Genomic DNA, 16515 nt, shown 5'->3' with positions numbered 1-16515 from the left:
CGAAGTGCCTGGCATGCGATGTAACTTCCAACCTCCGTGGGGCGCAGAATCTGCCCGCTCTTGGTGCCGGAGCAGAGGTCAGGCAGAGGATAGCAACCATATGCCGCTTGCGGTAATGACAGCTCCTAGCATACGCGTCAGAAGCAGAAATCGCGGTCGGGCGGCGATGCCGATCAGGATGCCGGAAAAATGCAGTGCTGCGGTTGCTGTAAGGAAACCCAGGGCGTATGTACCTGTATTAATATCCCCGAGTATTTCCAGTCCATGTGCGTAGCCATGAAAAAAGCCGAACAGTCCCGTAACGGCTACACTGAATTTTGCTGCAACCTGTAGTGAAAGCATGGTGAACATTCCAAGCAGAAGCACGGAAGCAGCGATGCCTGATTCCATCAGTGGCAGCAGTGGATAGGCCATGGCAACCATTGCACCGAGCGCCATTACCACCATGAATGTGCCGGGCAGCAGCCATAACTGGCGGTTTCCATTTTGAACTGCCCAAAGACCTACGGCCATCATGGCGAGAAGATGGTCCATTCCGCTGAACGGATGTATCAGGCCTGTCATTAATCCGGAAACTTCATGGCCGGGATGAGCGGAAGCAGTACCGTTGACGCCCAGCAGAATTAAAAAAATGAGAAATTTTGCACCTGGTCCCATCAGTATATTTTTCTTTCAGTCCAAGTCTTGATTGTAGCGGAAGCAACCGTGAATTCCAGCCTTATCTTAGGGAAATGGATCCAAACAGAATCAAAAATTCCTGTCGGAGACCAGTAGTACCGGTCCGTGCACTTGCCCGCAGGTGATTGTGGAATGGAGCGAGCCACTGGTTCCATGATGGTTGACGTTTGTCAGGCCAGTGGCTAGACTGGGTCGAAGTGCAGCTTGAAATAATCACCCCTTAACCAACACTTAATCCGTTGTCGATCAATGGAAATTTGCATGGTATGAAAAACCATATCATTAGCAAGGAGCCACTTAATTTGAGTCTTCCGCCCGTTATGGCGGATTACGCGCAAATGCGTGCCGGCTTTTCGTGGGAAATGGCTGCCCGGAACATGGCAGGTTTACCGGGTGGCAAGGGGATCAACATTGCCTTTGAAGCGGTTGACCGTCATGCCCAGGGATCTTTGTCGAAGAAAATAGCGTTGCGTTGGCTGGGTAAATCGGGCGAAACACGGGATCTCAGCTTTCGCGATCTCGCCGAGCAAACCAGTCGTTTTGCAAATGTGCTTGCCGGTCTTGGAGTGCAGCCGGGGGAGCGGGTATTCGTGCTTGCCGGCCGTATTCCAGAACTTTATATTGCCGTGCTTGGTGCGCTCAAGCAGCGTTGCGTGGCAAGCCCCCTGTTTTCCGCATTTGGCCCGGAACCGATTCATACGCGCATTGCGCTTGGCGGGGGGAGTGTGCTGGTAACCACTGCAAACCTGTACCGGAAAAAAGTTGCCGATATTCGCATGCGGTTGCCTCACTTGCGTCATGTCCTGCTGGTTCATGACGATGCAGACCCGATGGATATTCCCAGAACGCTGGACCTTGCCAGCCTGATGCGTGCGGCAAGCCCTGCGTTTGTCATTGGTCCTACATCCGGAGAAGATCCGGCGTTGCTGCATTTTACCAGCGGTACCACGGGCAAGCCTAAAGGCGCGGTACATGTGCATGGAGCGGTCATTGCCCACGATGTAACTGGAAAGGTCGCACTGGATTTTCATTCTGACGACGTGTTCTGGTGTACGGCTGATCCTGGCTGGGTGACCGGTACATCCTACGGGATCATCTCGCCGCTGACCAACGGAATCAGCAGTGTTGTCGACGAGGGGGATTTTGATGCGGAGCGGTGGTACCGCATACTTGCGGAGCAGGACATCAGTGTCTGGTATACCGCGCCGACTGCCGTCCGTATGATGATGAAGGGGGGAACGGGTCAAGTGCGCCAGCATGCTTTCCCGAAACTGCGATTCATCGCAAGTGTTGGCGAACCGCTGAATCCGCAGGCCGTCTGGTGGGGTATGGAGGCTTTCGGGCTGCCAATCCATGATAACTGGTGGCAAACCGAGACTGGCGGCATCATGATTGCAAATTATGCGGCGATGGATATTAAACCAGGTTCGATGGGCAAACCACTGCCGGGTATTGAAGCTGCGATCGTGAAACACTGCGGCGCAAATGCCATTGAGGTTGTAACCGAGCCGGGAACAGAAGGCGAACTTGCCCTGAAACGGGGCTGGCCTTCAATGTTCCGTGGCTACCTGAATGAAGACGAGCGTTACCGCAATTGTTTTTCCGGGGAGTGGTATTTAACCGGGGACCTTGCCAGATGTGATGAAGACGGTTATTTCTGGTTCGTTGGCCGTGCTGATGATGTGATCAAGTCATCGGGCCATTTGATCGGTCCTTTCGAGGTGGAAAGTGCATTGATGGAGCATGCGGCGGTTGCCGAGGCCGCTGTCATTGGCAAACCCGATCCGGTGCAGCTGGAAACAGTCAAGGCTTTTGTCGCGCTGAATCCGGGTCATGTCGCGAATGAGACTTTGCGGCGAGAATTGCTTGGTTTTGCGCGTAAACGGCTAGGAGCGGCGGTCGCTCCCAAAGAAATCGAATTTATGGATAACCTGCCCAAAACGCGTAGTGGAAAAATCATGCGCAGACTGCTCAAGTCGCGCGAGCTGGGTTTGCCTGAAGGTGATACTTCGACGCTGGAGGGCAGTGCATGATGCTATCCCATTCAGAACGGGCACGTAATTTACTTCACGGAATGTTGCGTATACGCCGTTTCGAAGAAAAATCCGCTGAACTCTACAGTGCAGGCAAAATTCGCGGCTTTTTGCATTTATATGTTGGGGAGGAGGCAGTCGCTACTGGGGTGATGCAGGCATTGCGACCGGAAGATGCGATTTTTGCCACTTACCGCGAACATGGCCACGCGCTGGCGCGCGGTCTTACCGCCGCGAGCATCATGGCGGAAATGTTTGGTAAAGCCGAGGGGTGCTCGCGAGGACGCGGGGGTTCCATGCACCTGTTTGACGTTGCGTCGAAATTTTACGGGGGCAGCGCGATCGTTGGCGGAGGATTGCCTTTGGCGGTGGGGTATGCGCTTGCGCAGAAGATGCAGCAGCGTCCCGGCCTGGTGGCATGTTTTTTTGGCGAAGGAGCCATTGCCGAGGGAGAATTTCACGAATCACTGAATCTCGCGGCATTGTGGAAGGTGCCGGTATTATTCCTGTGTGAGAATAATTACTATGCCATGGGCACAGCGCTGGAACGCTCTGAAGCGGAGGTTGATCTGGTCGGAAAAGCAGCGGGTTACCGGGTACAGGGAGAGAGCGTGGACGGTATGGATGTGCTCGCGGTTCTGGAAGCAACGCAACAGGCTGTGCAGTTTGTACGGGAACATAATGTCCCGTATTTCCTTGAGTTTCGCACGTACCGTTTTCGGGCGCATTCCATGTTTGATCCAGAATTATACCGCAGCAAGGCAGAAGTCGAGCAGTGGAAACAGCGCTGTCCGATCGCCGGTTTCAGCGCATGCGCCCTGCGCGAGGGGTGGCTCACGCCGGAGGCGATTCATGTAATCGAGGATGAAGTCGCGCAGGAGATTGCCCATGCGGTAGAATTTGCCGAGGCCGGCACCTGGGAGCCCACGGAAATGCTTTCCAGGGATGTCTATACCGAGCGGAAAGGAACCGGAACGGTACCATGATGGAAGACAGGATCCGCACTACCTATCGCAAAGCGCTGAACATGGCGTTGCGCGAAGCCATGCAGCGCGACCAGCGGGTATTCCTGATGGGGGAGGATGTAGGCCGCTATGGCGGTTCGTTTGCCGTTAGCAAGGGACTCCTGGACGAGTTTGGCGAAGAACGCGTTCGCGACACACCATTGTCCGAATCTGGGTTTGTTGGCGCGGGCATTGGCGCGGCACTGAATGGCATGCTGCCCATCGTCGAAATCATGACCTGCAATTTCAGCCTGCTTGCGCTCGATCAGATACTGAATAATGCGGCGACCTTGCGTTATATGTCGGGCGGGCAGCTCAGCGTTCCGCTGGTGATCCGGATGGCCAGTGGTGCAGGCTTGCAGCTTGCCGGACAGCATTCCCACAGTTTTGAAGGATGGTATGCGAATATTCCCGGTATCCGGGTCGTGACGCCAGCGACGCTGGAAGATGCACGCGGCATGTTGTGGACGGCTCTGATGGATCCGGATCCCGTCATTATTTTTGAAAATATGCCGCTGTATAACCTGGAGGGCGAGCTTGCGGCCGATGCTGGGCCTGTCGATATCGACCGCGCGCTAGTGCGCCGGTCGGGAGAGGAGATTACGCTGGTGACGTACGGCGGCAGCCTGCATAAAACCCTGCAAGCTGCGGAGCGTCTGGGAGATGAGGGGGTCAGTGCCGAAGTGATTGATTTGCGTACCCTGCGGCCGCTCGATATGGCAACGGTTTTAAGTTCGCTGGAGAAAACACATCGCCTGGTGGTGGTTGACGAAGGGTGGAAGAGTGGCAGTCTGGCTGCTGAAGTCATGGCTCGCGTGATGGAGCAGGCATTTTACGAACTGGATGCGCCGATTGAACGGGTATGCAGCGTTGAAGTGCCAATGCCCTATGCGCGGCACCTGGAGCAGGCTGCGATTCCCCAGGTCGATGCGATCTGCGCAGCGGCACTACGCACGGTGAAGCGGCATGTATGAGTTCCGGATGCCTTCATTAGGGGCGGACATGGAGGCTGGAACGCTTGTCGAGTGGCTGGTTAGGCCGGGCGACGAGGTAAAGCGCGGGCAGGTGGTTGCCGTGGTCGAAACCCAGAAAGGCGCCGTGGACGTGGAGATATGGGAAACCGGAACGGTGGACCAGATCCTGGTTGAATCGGGCAGGAAGGTGCCAGTTGGAGAGCTTCTCGCGTTGTTGCGCACTGCCGGCGAGCCCGTGGCCGGAGCGCAGGATATTTCCGGATTGCAGGAAGCGGCGGGTGTGGAGGCGGCATCTGTTTTATCTGGAGCCAGCCCGTCCCGCGCTGGTATTCCCCCTGTTTCCAGAATATCTCCTGTCCGTCCGCGAGTATCGCCTTCCGCGCGCAAGCTTGCAGAAGAACTGGGCGTGGAGATTGCATCGCTGTCAGTAGCAGAGACGGGGGCAGAGATTTCCCGTGCCGACATTGAACGTGCCGCCCAGGCTGCAATGAAGGCTCAACCGGCCATTCAGCCCGCTTCCTCGGACTGGCAATCACAGATGCGCAAGGCCATTGCTGCGGCGATGGCCCGTTCCAAGCGCGAGATTCCTCACTACTATCTTGCTACTGACATCGACATGAGCGCGGTAAGCGCATGGCTTTCATCCGAGAACCTGAAGCGGAATGTGACGCGACGGCTGCTGCCAGTCATTCCGTGCATGAAGGCGCTGGCGCTTGCTTTGCGCGAAGTGCCGGAACTCAATGGATTCTGGATCGACGGCGCTTTCCGGTCATCTGCGGCAGTCCATCTTGGCATGGCGATTTCCATGCGTGGCGGCGGCCTGGTTGCCCCTGCCATTCATGATGCGGACAAGAAAAGTCTCGACCAGCTGATGGCAGATCTGCGCGACCTGATCACCCGCGTGCGCGGCGGACGGTTGCGCAGTTCGGAGATGAACGATCCTACCGTGACCTTCACGAATCTCGGTGAACAGGGTGTTGACGGGGTGTTTGGCGTGATTTATCCGCCGCAGGTTGCAATCATCGGCCTTGGAAAAACAAGCGAAAAGCCTTGGGTCGATCAAGGTGCGGTCGTGGCACGCAAGGTGGCCACGGCTACCCTCGCAGCCGATCATCGTGCCAGCGATGGGCATAGTGGCGGATTGTTCCTTGCTACCCTGGGAAAGCTGTTGCAGGAACCGGAGCGACTACGATGACGCCACGAAGCCGCGAGGAAATCCGGCAGGCGATTGTGGATGCCCTGGGCGGCATTGCGCCGGAGATCGATCCCGGTAGTATTGCGGCAGACCTGCCCCTTCGCGAACAGATCGACATGGATTCGTTTGATTTCCTTAATCTGATTATCCGGGTGCATGAAATCCTTGGCATTGATATTCCTGAACAGGATTATGCCAAGCTCGTCACATTGAACGGTGCGGTGGAATATCTGGCGCGTCGATGCGCTGCGCAGCAATAAATTTTGCGCAACAGACAGATATACCGGAATATCCCTGGCGGGAGTAGTTGCTGCGCTGTTGGACTGGAAAGCAGAGTGGGATGCCAGAGAATCTGCACAGGCTTCAGGTCTCTGGTGCACAGAGGCTGTTTTTAAACTGATGGATCGTGAACCGTGGTTTTTCGGACTACCGCATAGCGGGCGAGGGTTTTCCGGCGTGCCTGGTCATGCATGACAATTGGCGCCGGATAATTTTTGTTGTAAATGACGCCGGCTTTTACCCGCTCTGCTTCGGAAAGCAGCCAGGGGGCATGGATGTGTCTGGCATCAAGCTGTGCCAGTTGCGGCAGGTAGCGCCGTATGAATTTGCCTTCCGCATCAAATTTCTCGGATTGCCTGACGGGATTGAATATCCGGAAATAAGGCTGGGCATCACAACCGGACGAAGCGGCCCACTGCCAGCCTCCATTGTTGGCAGCCAGGTCAAAATCGTTGAGTTTCAGCGCAAAATACCGCTCCCCGCGCCGCCAGTCTATGCCCAGATGTTTGATCAGGAAGGATGCCGTTACCATGCGCAGACGATTGTGCATATAGCCGGTCTGATTCAGCTGGAGCATGGCTGCATCGATCAGCGGGTATCCGGTGCGCCCTTCGCACCAGGCAAGAAATGTATTGTCCGCTTCGGGGCCGGATTCCCAGCGGATACGGTCGTATTCCGGCCGGAATGCATGCTGCGTGACATGAGGATAGTGGTACAGGATCATAAAATAGAAGTCGCGCCAGATCAGTTCCGACAGCCAGGACATGGCGCCTTCGCCGCCCTCGCCTGATGCGATCGCCTGCATGGCACGGCGTGTCAGTTCACGAATGGAAATTGTCCCGAAGCGGAGATGCACTGAAAGATAGGATGGGCCTTTAATTGCAGGGAAATCACGTCTGTCCCGGTAATTTTTCATGCGCGGCAGGAAATCGTCCAGCAATGTCTGCGCACCTTGCATCCCGGGTGACATGTTGAGCCCGGATAAGTCGGTGGTTTCAAATCCCAGCTCCTTCAGCGAGGGAATCGGTGAGATGCGGCCGGGGGCAGCAAGCACGCCTGGCATAGACTGGATATCCCATGGATTTAGGGAGGATAGATCCCAATATTCTGCCGCAGGCTGAAATTTGTTCAGCCAGGCATTTTTATATGGGGTATAAATGGAATACGGTTTGCCGGACAGGGTCAGTATTTCGTCTTTTTCCCAGATTACCTGATCTTTGTAGCTATGCCAGGCGCAGCCGCCGGACTTGAGCTGTTGGGCAACCGAGGCGTCGCGCGCAATTGCATCCGGCTCGTAATCATGATTCACGAATACCGCATCAATGCAGAGTTCCCGCGCAAGTTCCGGTATGGCTGCAACCGGGTTGGCGTGGCGCACGATCAGGGCGCCGCCATGTTTTTTCAGTGCGGCATCAAGCGACAGGAGGCTGGAATGAATGAATTCCACCCTGCGGTCTGCCCGCGCCCCGCAAGCCAGCAGCCGATCCAGGATGTGGCTGTCAAAAATGAACACACAAAAAACCAGGCGGCTGGCTTCGAGCGCTTGGTGCAAAGCGGCATGGTCATCGCAGCGTAAATCGCGGCGAAACCAGACGAGCGACTTGTCATAATGAGGCATAGGCTAGCGTCAAAGGTCAGCGGGAACGAAATACGGGGTTCCCCCGTTATCATGCCTTCAAGCCGGAAGAATCGCAAATCCGAATAGCTATGCCGGCAAAAAACCGCCTCCCTGTGATATTTGAACTTTCGGCAACCGAAATTCCCTGACATCGCATGAATTTGGCGAGCGGCTCCAGAATTAAAGTTATACTGCGCTGCCAGATAAAAACTGGATCCTTCCTTGCCGTTTTAATATGCGCCCGTTCAATGATCGTGTCTTCGGATTGCAGTAACCTGTAGATTTTTATCATGCTGATTTCAAAAAGATGGCAGATCTTTACGGCAGCGCCTCATCGCGTGATGTTCTTTGGAGGCGCATTGCAGGCGGTTGCTGCCATGGTGTGGCTGCTGGCAGAACTGGGGTCAAGGCATGTTCTTTCATGGCAGGCAGTCGCATGGAAAATTGCGCCAGGTGTGGCACACCCCTGGCTGATGATCTACGGCCTGTTTCCAATGTTTATGTTCGGTTTCCTGATGACCACCTACCCGCGTTGGATGAAAGGCAGGGAAATTGCCCCGCGTCAATATGTGCCCGCCTTTGCATTGTTGATGCTGGGGTTAGTCGGTTTTTATGCCGGGTTGCTATTCAGCCATGCCGTATTGATCATCTCCGTCATATGTACGCTATCCGGATGGGGAGTGGCACAAAATGCGCTGTTGCGTGTATTGATCGATACCCCGCGCCAGGACAAGCGGCACCCGCAAATCATTTTCATCGCTTTGTGTCTGGGCTGGTGCGGGCTCCTGGCCTATCTTGCCTGGCTGTGGGGCGGGGATGCTTCGTGGTTGCGCCTCTCTGTCCAGGGCGGACTGTGGCTGTTCCTGCTGCCGGTGTTTTCCAGCATCGCGCATCGCATGATCCCGTTTTTTACTGCCAGTGCGCTGAAGCAGCAGCCGATTGCAAGTCCAGAATGGGCCTGGTGGGTCATGCTGGCGGCCAGTGCCGGGCATGGGATGCTGGAAGTGAATGGCGCATCTGTCTGGCTCTGGCTGTGCGATTTTCCCTTGGCGTTCGTGGCGCTTTTTCTGGCGAATAGATGGGGATTCCGCCGCAGTCTGCAAGTTCCGTTACTGGCCGTTCTGCACCTTGGATTTGCATGGCTTGGGATTGCCATGCTGCTGTTTGCTTTGCAAAGCTTCGCTTCGCTCCTCAGTCACGGCAATACCATGATCTGGGGACTCGCTCCGTTACATGCGCTAACGATAGGCTGCTTCGCTACCCTGCTGATCGGCATGGCCACGCGTGTAACCCTGGGTCATGCCGGAATGCCGATGAAAGTGGGGCGTTCAGTCTATGTTCTGTTCGTGGGGTTGCAGCTCGCTGCTTTGCTGCGGGTGCTGGCAGACATGCTGTTTATAGCCGTCAGCCCCTGGCTGCATTTTGTTGCCGGGATAGTCTGGCTGGCGTGTTTCGTTACGTGGGCCGTACGTTATCTGACTGTCTACTGGCGGCCACGATCCGATGGCCAGCCTGGCTGAGTTGCGCCAGCCAGCAGCCAAAGGGAATCCACAGTATGGTTTGGCAGCATTTTATGGTTTGCGAAGCGTAGGCGCTGTTGTGATTGCGCACTGCAGGAGACTTTTTCAGCAAATTGCAGGGATTTTTGCAGAGTGCAATAGGGGTTCAAGGCTATAACCGCCATTCCTGTCCCGAGTGCGCATCATCTGGAGCCGGGAAATCATGAACGCTATTCAAAAGTTTTGCTGGATATCCTCCAGTCGGGGATGTAACTCAGGTTTTTCCATACTCCGGGGTGGTCTTTCGCATTAAAATAAACCGCGGTCTTGAGCAGGGGGTATTGATCTGCATTCCGGAAAAGTTCGCGTAGCCACGATTCCTGGAAGGCCGGTTCGCCGGATACGCCGAGTTCTGCGATCATTACTGGGCGACCATAAAGGGCCGCCCGTTCATATTTCGGGTTAAAAACCTCTGAAAACGAGGGTTGATGTCCATAAGATGGGTCGTTCAAGGTTGGGATTGAATATACCGACAGGCCAACGTAGTCTACATATGCTTCGGTTGGCCAGTAGTGAACCATGCGTGGATCTCCGGCCGGGGACCAGACGTAATATGCCTCGACAACCCATTTCCGGCAGGAACGGACAAAATGCTGATAGGCGGAGATGTATTTTTCGGGAAGCTGCCCGGACCAGGGATACCTTTTCTGGTTGGTTTCCATTTCATGGCCCCAGCGTATGAAAAGCGGCGCGTTCAAGTGGCCGAGACTTTTACAGGTTTTTTCGATTTCCTGGTCATATCCTCCTGTACGTATCTGGTCCAGGTATTCTTCCGGAGAGGAGGATCTGGCATCGGAGGATGGTTCAATCGTAATCATCAGCCAGCGATTGCGGTCCTTGGCGTACTGGTGAATTTTTTCAATATATGCCGGATCAATGTACAGCCAGGAAACAAAAATATGCTCGATGCCGATACCTTTGGCGTCACGGAAAGTATTTTCTTTCCCCGATGCAAATGCAGGGTCGTAGACTCCATACTGAATTGTGGAGTGCTTGACCTGTGAAATGGGGGGAGCCCATACTTCCTGCGCGCCATATAGAATCCCCTGGATGCCCGGTTTTCCCTTGAGAAAGATGCCAAGGGCCGGCAGGGTCAATGCACAAATTACCAGAATGTAAGCGATCCACCTGTTCATTTATATTTTTTCCTCGATCAGGGGATTTAGATCCTCGTCAGGGTCGGTGGCTGGCGCTGGAAAAACGACCATCGAGAAGATCAGTGCGTAGATCAATGCATTGAGCAGGCTGAAGATGATATAACCTGATATCCCGGGTGCCTGTTCCATTACAAATACCGGAGCGAGTGCAAATAGCGAGAAAGCGAGATAAGGCAGGGAAAAACGGAGCGGAATGGCAGGATCTGTCCCTGGAACCCCGGGTTTGGGAGTGATTTTGAAGGCTGCGCGCCGGCCCTTGAAATGATCCCAGACTGCGATGATGCATCCGAGCAGGGACCATGGCCATCTAACAAACAAAAACAGTATGCTTTCCCAGGAAATTACTTTCGCAGAAAGGGGTCGCGCAAGTTTTAGTCTGGTCAGGTAGAAGTTGAACAGCAGCATTGGTAAAACCATGAGTGAAGCACGCCAAAGGAAATCCAGATAAATTACTTTTACCCATGGGGTGGAGGTGTACAGGGCGATGGCCGGAAGCAACAGAAACACGAACATGGAACAGGAAAACAGAGGATACCAAAGCTGGCTGAATGCAAATTGAAATTTTTGTCTCCAGCTCAAGCCGCGCCAATATTTGGGGGTGTATTCAAGCAGTATGGTAGTCAGGCTGCGGGCCCATTGAAATTCCTGGATGGCGAAATCAGAAAAATTCTGTGGGCCGAAGCCGCGGGCGATGGCATGAATCGCATGCACTCCCCGCCAGCCTGCAGAATTCATCAGCAGCGTGGTTGAGTGGTCTTCCGCCAGTTCCGGCCCCAGCCCCCCAATCTGTTTTAATGCCTTGGTGCGCACCGCATAGTGGGATCCAATACACAAAGGAGAAAATCGGTTGGTATGTCCGTTTTGCTGAAGCCCGTGCAGGTGTGCTTCCGCATACAGCCGGGCACGTGCCGCCCAGCTTTCCCCTGCGTTCAGGTCACAGATGCTTGGAGCGGATACGTAACCCACGCCCGGGTCCACAAAAGGCCGCAGCATTTCTTCGAGGTATCCTTTTTGGGGAATGTGATCGGCATCCATCTGGATCACGAAGTCATAATGATCGTAGCCGAATTTGTCATAGAAATAGGCAAGATTCCCTTCCTTGCAGCGCGTTCTTCTTGGCCAGTCCGGCTGATGATATTCGGCAACATTTTTACGGGTGCTGATTCTGATTCCATGGCGGCGGCACCAGGCAACGGTTTCCGGATCCGGGTCTTCGTCGGCAAGCCAGGTATCATGCGGGTAACGCTGGCGCAACATGCCTTCGATGGTTTTTTTTACCAGGGAGAACGGTTCCGAAGGAACCTTGGTCACCACCATTGCGACGCGCCAGCCGTCAGGGATTGCCAGCTCAGGGTTGGGAACGCGCGCGCGCAGAATAAAAAACAGGAAATAGGCAGGGAGGATCGTAATCCAGAAAAGTGCAAGTGTAATTGTCCAGAAGCGGGCAGGGGTTACCACATGGGCGGGATTGAACCACCAGTTGTAGAAAAAGAAAACCGTAGCCAGCCAGAATGCCGCCAGACCGATCAGAACGGAACGCTGGGTTGCAGAAAAGGGGCTGACCAGATATGGAGCGGGTGCATTAATCATGTATGTTCAATATGCAATTTTCGGGTGGAATGAAATCCCGGCGGCACGATGTTGATGAAGGGCTGTACAACATCACGAATTGAATCAGCCCTGGTTTTTATGCCACGCAATAGCGGTGGCTAATGTGTCCCTGATATCCAGGTACCGGGGAACCCAGTTCAATTGCTGTTTTGCCCGGGATGCGTCTGCTACCAGGCAGGCCGGATCGCCCTCCCTTCTCGGTGCATTGCAGGTTTTTACCGGCAACCCGAGCGCTTCCAGGGACAGGACAATTTCTTTTACCGAGTTTCCGTGTCCGGTACCCAGATTGATGCAATCCGAGGCCCCGCCAGATAACAGGTATTCAACCGCCAGAACGTGAGCCCGGCTCAAATCTTCCACGTGAATGTAATCCCGTATCGCGGTTCCATCCGGTGTGGCAAAATCCGTGCCGAATATCTTGAGTTCCGGGCCTCCCAGGGCAGACTGAATGGCCAGCGGGATTAGATGGGTTTCCGGGATATGCTTTTCTCCGATTTCCCCATCCCGGTCTGCTCCCGCTGCATTGAAGTATCTCAGGCAAACCTGGTTGATCTCATGCCGGTCGGAGAGATCACGCAGGATCTGTTCAATCATCATTTTGCTCTGCCCGTAGGGATTGATGGGTCTCTGCGTGCATTTCTCATGAATCGGCACGGTTTCGGGTATGCCATAAGTTGCGCAGGTGCTTGAAAAGACCAGGTATCGGAGACCGGCATTCCGCATCGCCTCCAGCAGGGAAAGTGTGCCACCTACGTTGTTTCTGTAATATTTGAACGGATTGGCTACCGATTCGCCTACATAGGCGCTGGCGGCGAAATGTATGACGGCCAGCGGCCTATGATCCAGCATGGTTTGGGTCAGTCTGGCAGTGTCATGCAAGTCACCTGTTACCAGCGGCCCCCATTTTACAAATTCCCTGTGCCCGGTGGACAGGTTGTCGTATGCAACGGGCTCATAGCCAGACAAAGCCAGTAATTTACAGGTATGGGAGCCGATATATCCCGCACCGCCGGTTACCAATATTTTTCTCATGTAATCAGTATCTGACAATAATCAATCCAATTGTTTTTGCCCAATCCGCGGATATTTCCCGGTGGCGGGAAGCTTCTGGCGGTAGGGTGGCGTGGTCATGCATGACGTCAGGCATTGCGGCAGGTTTACAGGTCACTGCCGAAGATGTCACGGGTGTAAACCTTGTGGGCTACATCTGCCAGAGAGTTGCACATGCGGTTGCTGATGATGACATCAACATTCTGTTTGAAGAGCGTAAGATCATTTTCTACCGGGGAATCGAAAAATTCGGACTCGTCGAGCGCAGGCTCGTGGATGAAGACTTCAATGCCCCTGGACTTGAGGCGCGTAATGATCCCCTGGATGCTGGAGCTGCGGAAATTGTCGGAACCGCTTTTCATGATCAGACGGAAGACGCCCACGACCTTGGGGTTGCGCTTGATAATGTCGTCAGTAATAAAATCCATGCGGGTTGCATTAGATTCGACAATCGCGTGTATCAGGTTTTGCGGGATGTCATGATAGTTGGCAAGCAATTGTCTGGTATCCTTGGGCAGGCAGTAGCCCCCATATCCAAAGGATGGGTTGTTGTAATGTGCGCCAATCCGCGGATCGAGGCTGATCCCCTCGATGATCTGCCTGCTGTCCAGGCCGTGGCTGGCTGCATAGGTATCCAGTTCGTTGAAGAATGCGACGCGCATGGCGAGGTAGGCATTGGCAAATAGTTTGATGGCCTCTGCTTCTGTCGCGCCGGTAAACAGAACGGGCACATCCGGTTTGACGGCCCCTTCCCTGAGCAGATCCGCAAAAATCCGGGCGCGCTGGGAACGTTCTCCAACGACGATGCGAGATGGGTGCAGGTTGTCGTGCAGGGCGCGTCCTTCACGCAGGAATTCGGGGGAAAAGATGAGGTTTTCGCAACCGAGGGTCTTGCGGGTCTTGAGGGTGTAGCCGACGGGTATTGTAGATTTGATGACCATGACGGCCTGAGGGTTGATCGCCATTACGTCGCGGATGACGGATTCAATGGATCGGGTATTGAAGTAACGGGTGTCCGGGTCGTAGTCGGTGGGGGTGGCGATGATGACATAGTCTGCTTCTTCATACGCTTCGCGCTTATCCAGAGTGGCGCGGAAATTCAGCGGCTGGTTCCTGAGATAGTCTGCCAGTTCAGCATCCTCGATAGGCGATTCCTTACAGTTCAGCATTGCCACTTTTTCCGGGATAATGTCCAGTGCCACAACTTCATGGCGCTGCGCGAGCAATATTCCGTTTGATAAACCGACGTATCCGGTCCCTGCGATTGCAATTTTCATTCTGGTTTATTGTTGATCTTGGTGTAATACGATTTTTCGAAAATAATCGATGGTTTTCCCTAGCCCTTGATCCAGACTGATTTCCGGGGCCCAGTCAAGATGCCGCCCGGCTAAAGCGATATCCGGTCGCCTCTGCCTGGGGTCGTCAGCGGGAAGCGGCTCGAATACCAGCCTGCTGCGGCTTTCCGGCAATATTGCAAGGATCTTTTCTGCCAGTGCGCGGATCGTGAATTCACCGGGATTCCCCAGATTGACCGGGCCGCTGAAACCCTGAGTGTTATCCATCATACGAATCATACCTTCCACCAGATCATCCACATACTGGAAGCTGCGGGTCTGGGAACCCTCGCCATATACGGTGAGGTTCTGGTTGGTCAATGCCTGGACGATGAAATTTGAGACAACCCTGCCATCATTGGGATGCATGTTGGGGCCGTAGGTATTGAAAATCCGGACTACGCGAATTTCGATGCCATGTTGGCGCTGGTAGTCGAAAAACAGGGTTTCCGCACAGCGCTTGCCTTCATCGTAGCAGGAACGGATGCCAACCGGGTTGACGTGGCCCCAGTAACTTTCTGACTGCGGGTGCTGTTCCGGATCGCCATATACTTCGCTGGTAGAGGCCTGAAGTATGCGCGCCCCGGTACGTTTGGCCAGGCCCAGCATATTCATGGTCCCGAGGACGCTGGTTTTCAGGGTATGTATGGGGTCATGCTGGTAATGTGGAGGGGAAGCAGGACAAGCCAGATTATAGATGCGATCCACTTCCAGATACAGCGGGAAAGTGACGTCATGGCGAATAAACTCGAATTTTGGATTATTCAGCAAGTCGCGGATATTCTCCTTCCGGCCGGTGAACAGGTTGTCCACACAAATTACATCGTGACCTTCTGCCAGGAGTCGTCGGCATAAATGAGATCCAACAAAACCAGCGCCCCCAGTAACCAGGATGCGCAAAGACTGATATTTCATATAGTTGTTTTTTAATACTTGTTTTTCAACTGCTAACGCGAATTATAATCCACTAAAAAATTAGTTACAAATTTCCAATAATTTCTATTCCAGTAATCAATCCGCCGCTAAGTGTCCCTGGAAAGACAGGATACAACAAGGCAGGATACAAACAGTAAAGTGTACTGATATTTGAACAAACGCACTTCAGCAAGCTGGCGTTGACAGGATTGCAGTAATTTCGGACCGAGAAATTCCAGGAACCGCATTTCCATTACAGAAAATGACCACCTGCCATCAGTCAAAATATTTATACAGGCTCATGCCGCCGCTGAATGGGGAGTCGGTGCCGTTATTGGTTGAATAACCCAGATTGAACATGGCTCTCCAGTCGTGGCCTACATTGAAATTACCGACGAACCAGCCATACTGGTTGGACCGGAAATTGGAGTTTCCCTGAATGAGAAGTTCGGGGCCGGTTATGATGCTGGATCCAATCTGGTAACGCGCTCTGGTCCAGTAGTTGCTGTCTGAAGCATATCCGCCCGCCCACAGGGCGGCCTGGGAGTTGTTGAGATTCAGCCGGCTTTCAAACGTAACAGCGGCGGATGTTTTATTCCCTTTCTCGGTGTTGTGCACCTCACCCGGAGACAGAAGGGTATACCGGTTCTGCATGCCCAGATATGCACCCAATGAGTAATGATCTGTGGTTTTTCTGTAGCCGGCAGAATAACCAAGCGCAGGGGCGCTTGCAGTCACTTTGGTTGATCCATCCGTGTAATGATAGGTCATGTAATCCGCCGCGAATCGATGAACGTAACCGTTTGCCAGCTTGCTCCCTTCAAATGGAGTCAGGTATCCTGAATAATAAACACTGTTATATTTGGCCAGGTTGATGCCTGTGTAAATCATGGAGTCATGCGTAGAACTCCCGAAATCCTGTGCAATACTTGCCGCCGGGTGCAGTATTATCAGGGAACTTAAAAATTTAAATGTCAATGATCCGGCTCTATTCATACAAGGTGTACATGTTTTTATCGGTCAATGTTCAATTAAGAATTAACCCCGCCAGAAAGAATTTCATTCATGCCGAGGCTGTTTCCAGTTCATAAATCCGGATGTCCATACG

14 protein-coding genes are annotated in these 16515 nt (G+C 53.7%); 6 read left to right on the top strand and 8 right to left on the bottom strand.

Annotated features, from left to right (window positions below; translation table 11 throughout):
• Positions 1–78: 78 nt before the first annotated feature.
• Positions 79–657: a HupE/UreJ family protein gene (locus KJA68_RS02900; protein WP_213035428.1), complete on the bottom strand. Its 579-nt coding sequence runs from the start codon at positions 655–657 to the stop codon at positions 79–81.
• Positions 658–944: 287 nt separating this feature from the next.
• Here KJA68_RS02900 and acsA point away from each other — a divergent pair, with 287 nt between their 5' ends.
• The 5 genes from acsA to KJA68_RS02875 are packed head-to-tail and all read left to right on the top strand — an operon-like array spanning position 945 to position 6144.
• On the top strand, positions 945–2711 hold the full coding sequence (gene acsA, locus KJA68_RS02895) for an acetate--CoA ligase (protein ID WP_213035427.1): 1767 nt from the start codon (positions 945–947) through the stop codon (positions 2709–2711).
• Complete coding sequence (pdhA, locus tag KJA68_RS02890; RefSeq protein WP_246487042.1) at positions 2708–3697, top strand: pyruvate dehydrogenase (acetyl-transferring) E1 component subunit alpha; 990 nt, start codon at positions 2708–2710, stop codon at positions 3695–3697. The genes acsA and pdhA overlap by 4 nt, the downstream gene beginning before the upstream one ends.
• Complete coding sequence (locus KJA68_RS02885; protein ID WP_213035426.1) at positions 3694–4689, top strand: alpha-ketoacid dehydrogenase subunit beta; 996 nt, start codon at positions 3694–3696, stop codon at positions 4687–4689. Before pdhA ends, KJA68_RS02885 begins: the two co-directional genes overlap by 4 nt.
• Positions 4690–4696: 7 nt before the next feature.
• A complete protein-coding gene (locus tag KJA68_RS02880; protein ID WP_246487041.1) occupies positions 4697–5884 on the top strand; it encodes a dihydrolipoamide acetyltransferase family protein in 1188 nt (395 codons plus the stop codon).
• Positions 5881–6144, top strand: a complete 264-nt coding sequence (locus KJA68_RS02875) for an acyl carrier protein (RefSeq protein ID WP_213035424.1) — start codon at positions 5881–5883, stop codon at positions 6142–6144. Before KJA68_RS02880 ends, KJA68_RS02875 begins: the two co-directional genes overlap by 4 nt.
• Positions 6145–6275: 131 nt before the next feature.
• On the opposite strand, the gene KJA68_RS02870 is transcribed toward KJA68_RS02875, so the two are convergent.
• Positions 6276–7781 carry a cryptochrome/photolyase family protein gene (locus tag KJA68_RS02870; protein ID WP_213035423.1) on the bottom strand — a complete coding sequence of 502 codons (1506 nt, stop codon included), beginning with the start codon at positions 7779–7781 and terminating at the stop codon, positions 6276–6278.
• A gap of 290 nt (positions 7782–8071) precedes the next feature.
• Between KJA68_RS02870 and KJA68_RS02865 the strand changes: the two genes are divergently transcribed.
• Positions 8072–9301 (top strand): NnrS family protein, encoded by a 1230-nt coding sequence (locus KJA68_RS02865; RefSeq protein ID WP_213035422.1) that lies wholly within the window; start codon positions 8072–8074, stop codon positions 9299–9301.
• A gap of 209 nt (positions 9302–9510) precedes the next feature.
• Here the strand turns inward: KJA68_RS02865 and KJA68_RS02860 are convergent, their stop codons facing one another.
• The 6 genes from KJA68_RS02860 to bcsS all read right to left on the bottom strand — a co-directional run bounded on the left by KJA68_RS02860 (position 9511) and on the right by bcsS (position 16298).
• On the bottom strand, positions 9511–10476 hold the full coding sequence (locus tag KJA68_RS02860; protein ID WP_213035421.1) for a glycoside hydrolase family 26 protein: 966 nt from the start codon (positions 10474–10476) through the stop codon (positions 9511–9513).
• Positions 10477–12087 carry a glycosyltransferase family 2 protein gene (locus KJA68_RS02855; RefSeq protein WP_213035420.1) on the bottom strand — a complete coding sequence of 537 codons (1611 nt, stop codon included), beginning with the start codon at positions 12085–12087 and terminating at the stop codon, positions 10477–10479.
• Positions 12088–12171: 84 nt separating this feature from the next.
• A complete protein-coding gene (gene galE / locus KJA68_RS02850; protein WP_213035419.1) occupies positions 12172–13140 on the bottom strand; it encodes a UDP-glucose 4-epimerase GalE in 969 nt (322 codons plus the stop codon).
• A 125-nt stretch (positions 13141–13265) separates the two neighbouring features.
• Positions 13266–14435, bottom strand: coding sequence for a nucleotide sugar dehydrogenase (locus KJA68_RS02845; protein WP_213035418.1), 1170 nt, complete (start codon positions 14433–14435; stop codon positions 13266–13268).
• A gap of 6 nt (positions 14436–14441) precedes the next feature.
• On the bottom strand, positions 14442–15407 hold the full coding sequence (locus KJA68_RS02840) for a UDP-glucuronic acid decarboxylase family protein (RefSeq protein ID WP_213035417.1): 966 nt from the start codon (positions 15405–15407) through the stop codon (positions 14442–14444).
• Positions 15408–15683: 276 nt separating this feature from the next.
• Positions 15684–16298: a cellulose biosynthesis protein BcsS gene (gene bcsS, locus KJA68_RS02835; protein ID WP_213035416.1), complete on the bottom strand. Its 615-nt coding sequence runs from the start codon at positions 16296–16298 to the stop codon at positions 15684–15686.
• Between the last annotated feature and the right edge of the window lie 217 nt (positions 16299–16515).

The organism is Candidatus Nitrotoga fabula (assembly GCF_905221025.1).
In the GTDB taxonomy this organism is placed as follows: Bacteria; Pseudomonadota; Gammaproteobacteria; order Burkholderiales; family Gallionellaceae; genus Nitrotoga; species Nitrotoga fabula.
Note: the sequence above shows the minus strand (reverse complement) of the source record. Positions and strands in the feature narration are given on the sequence as shown.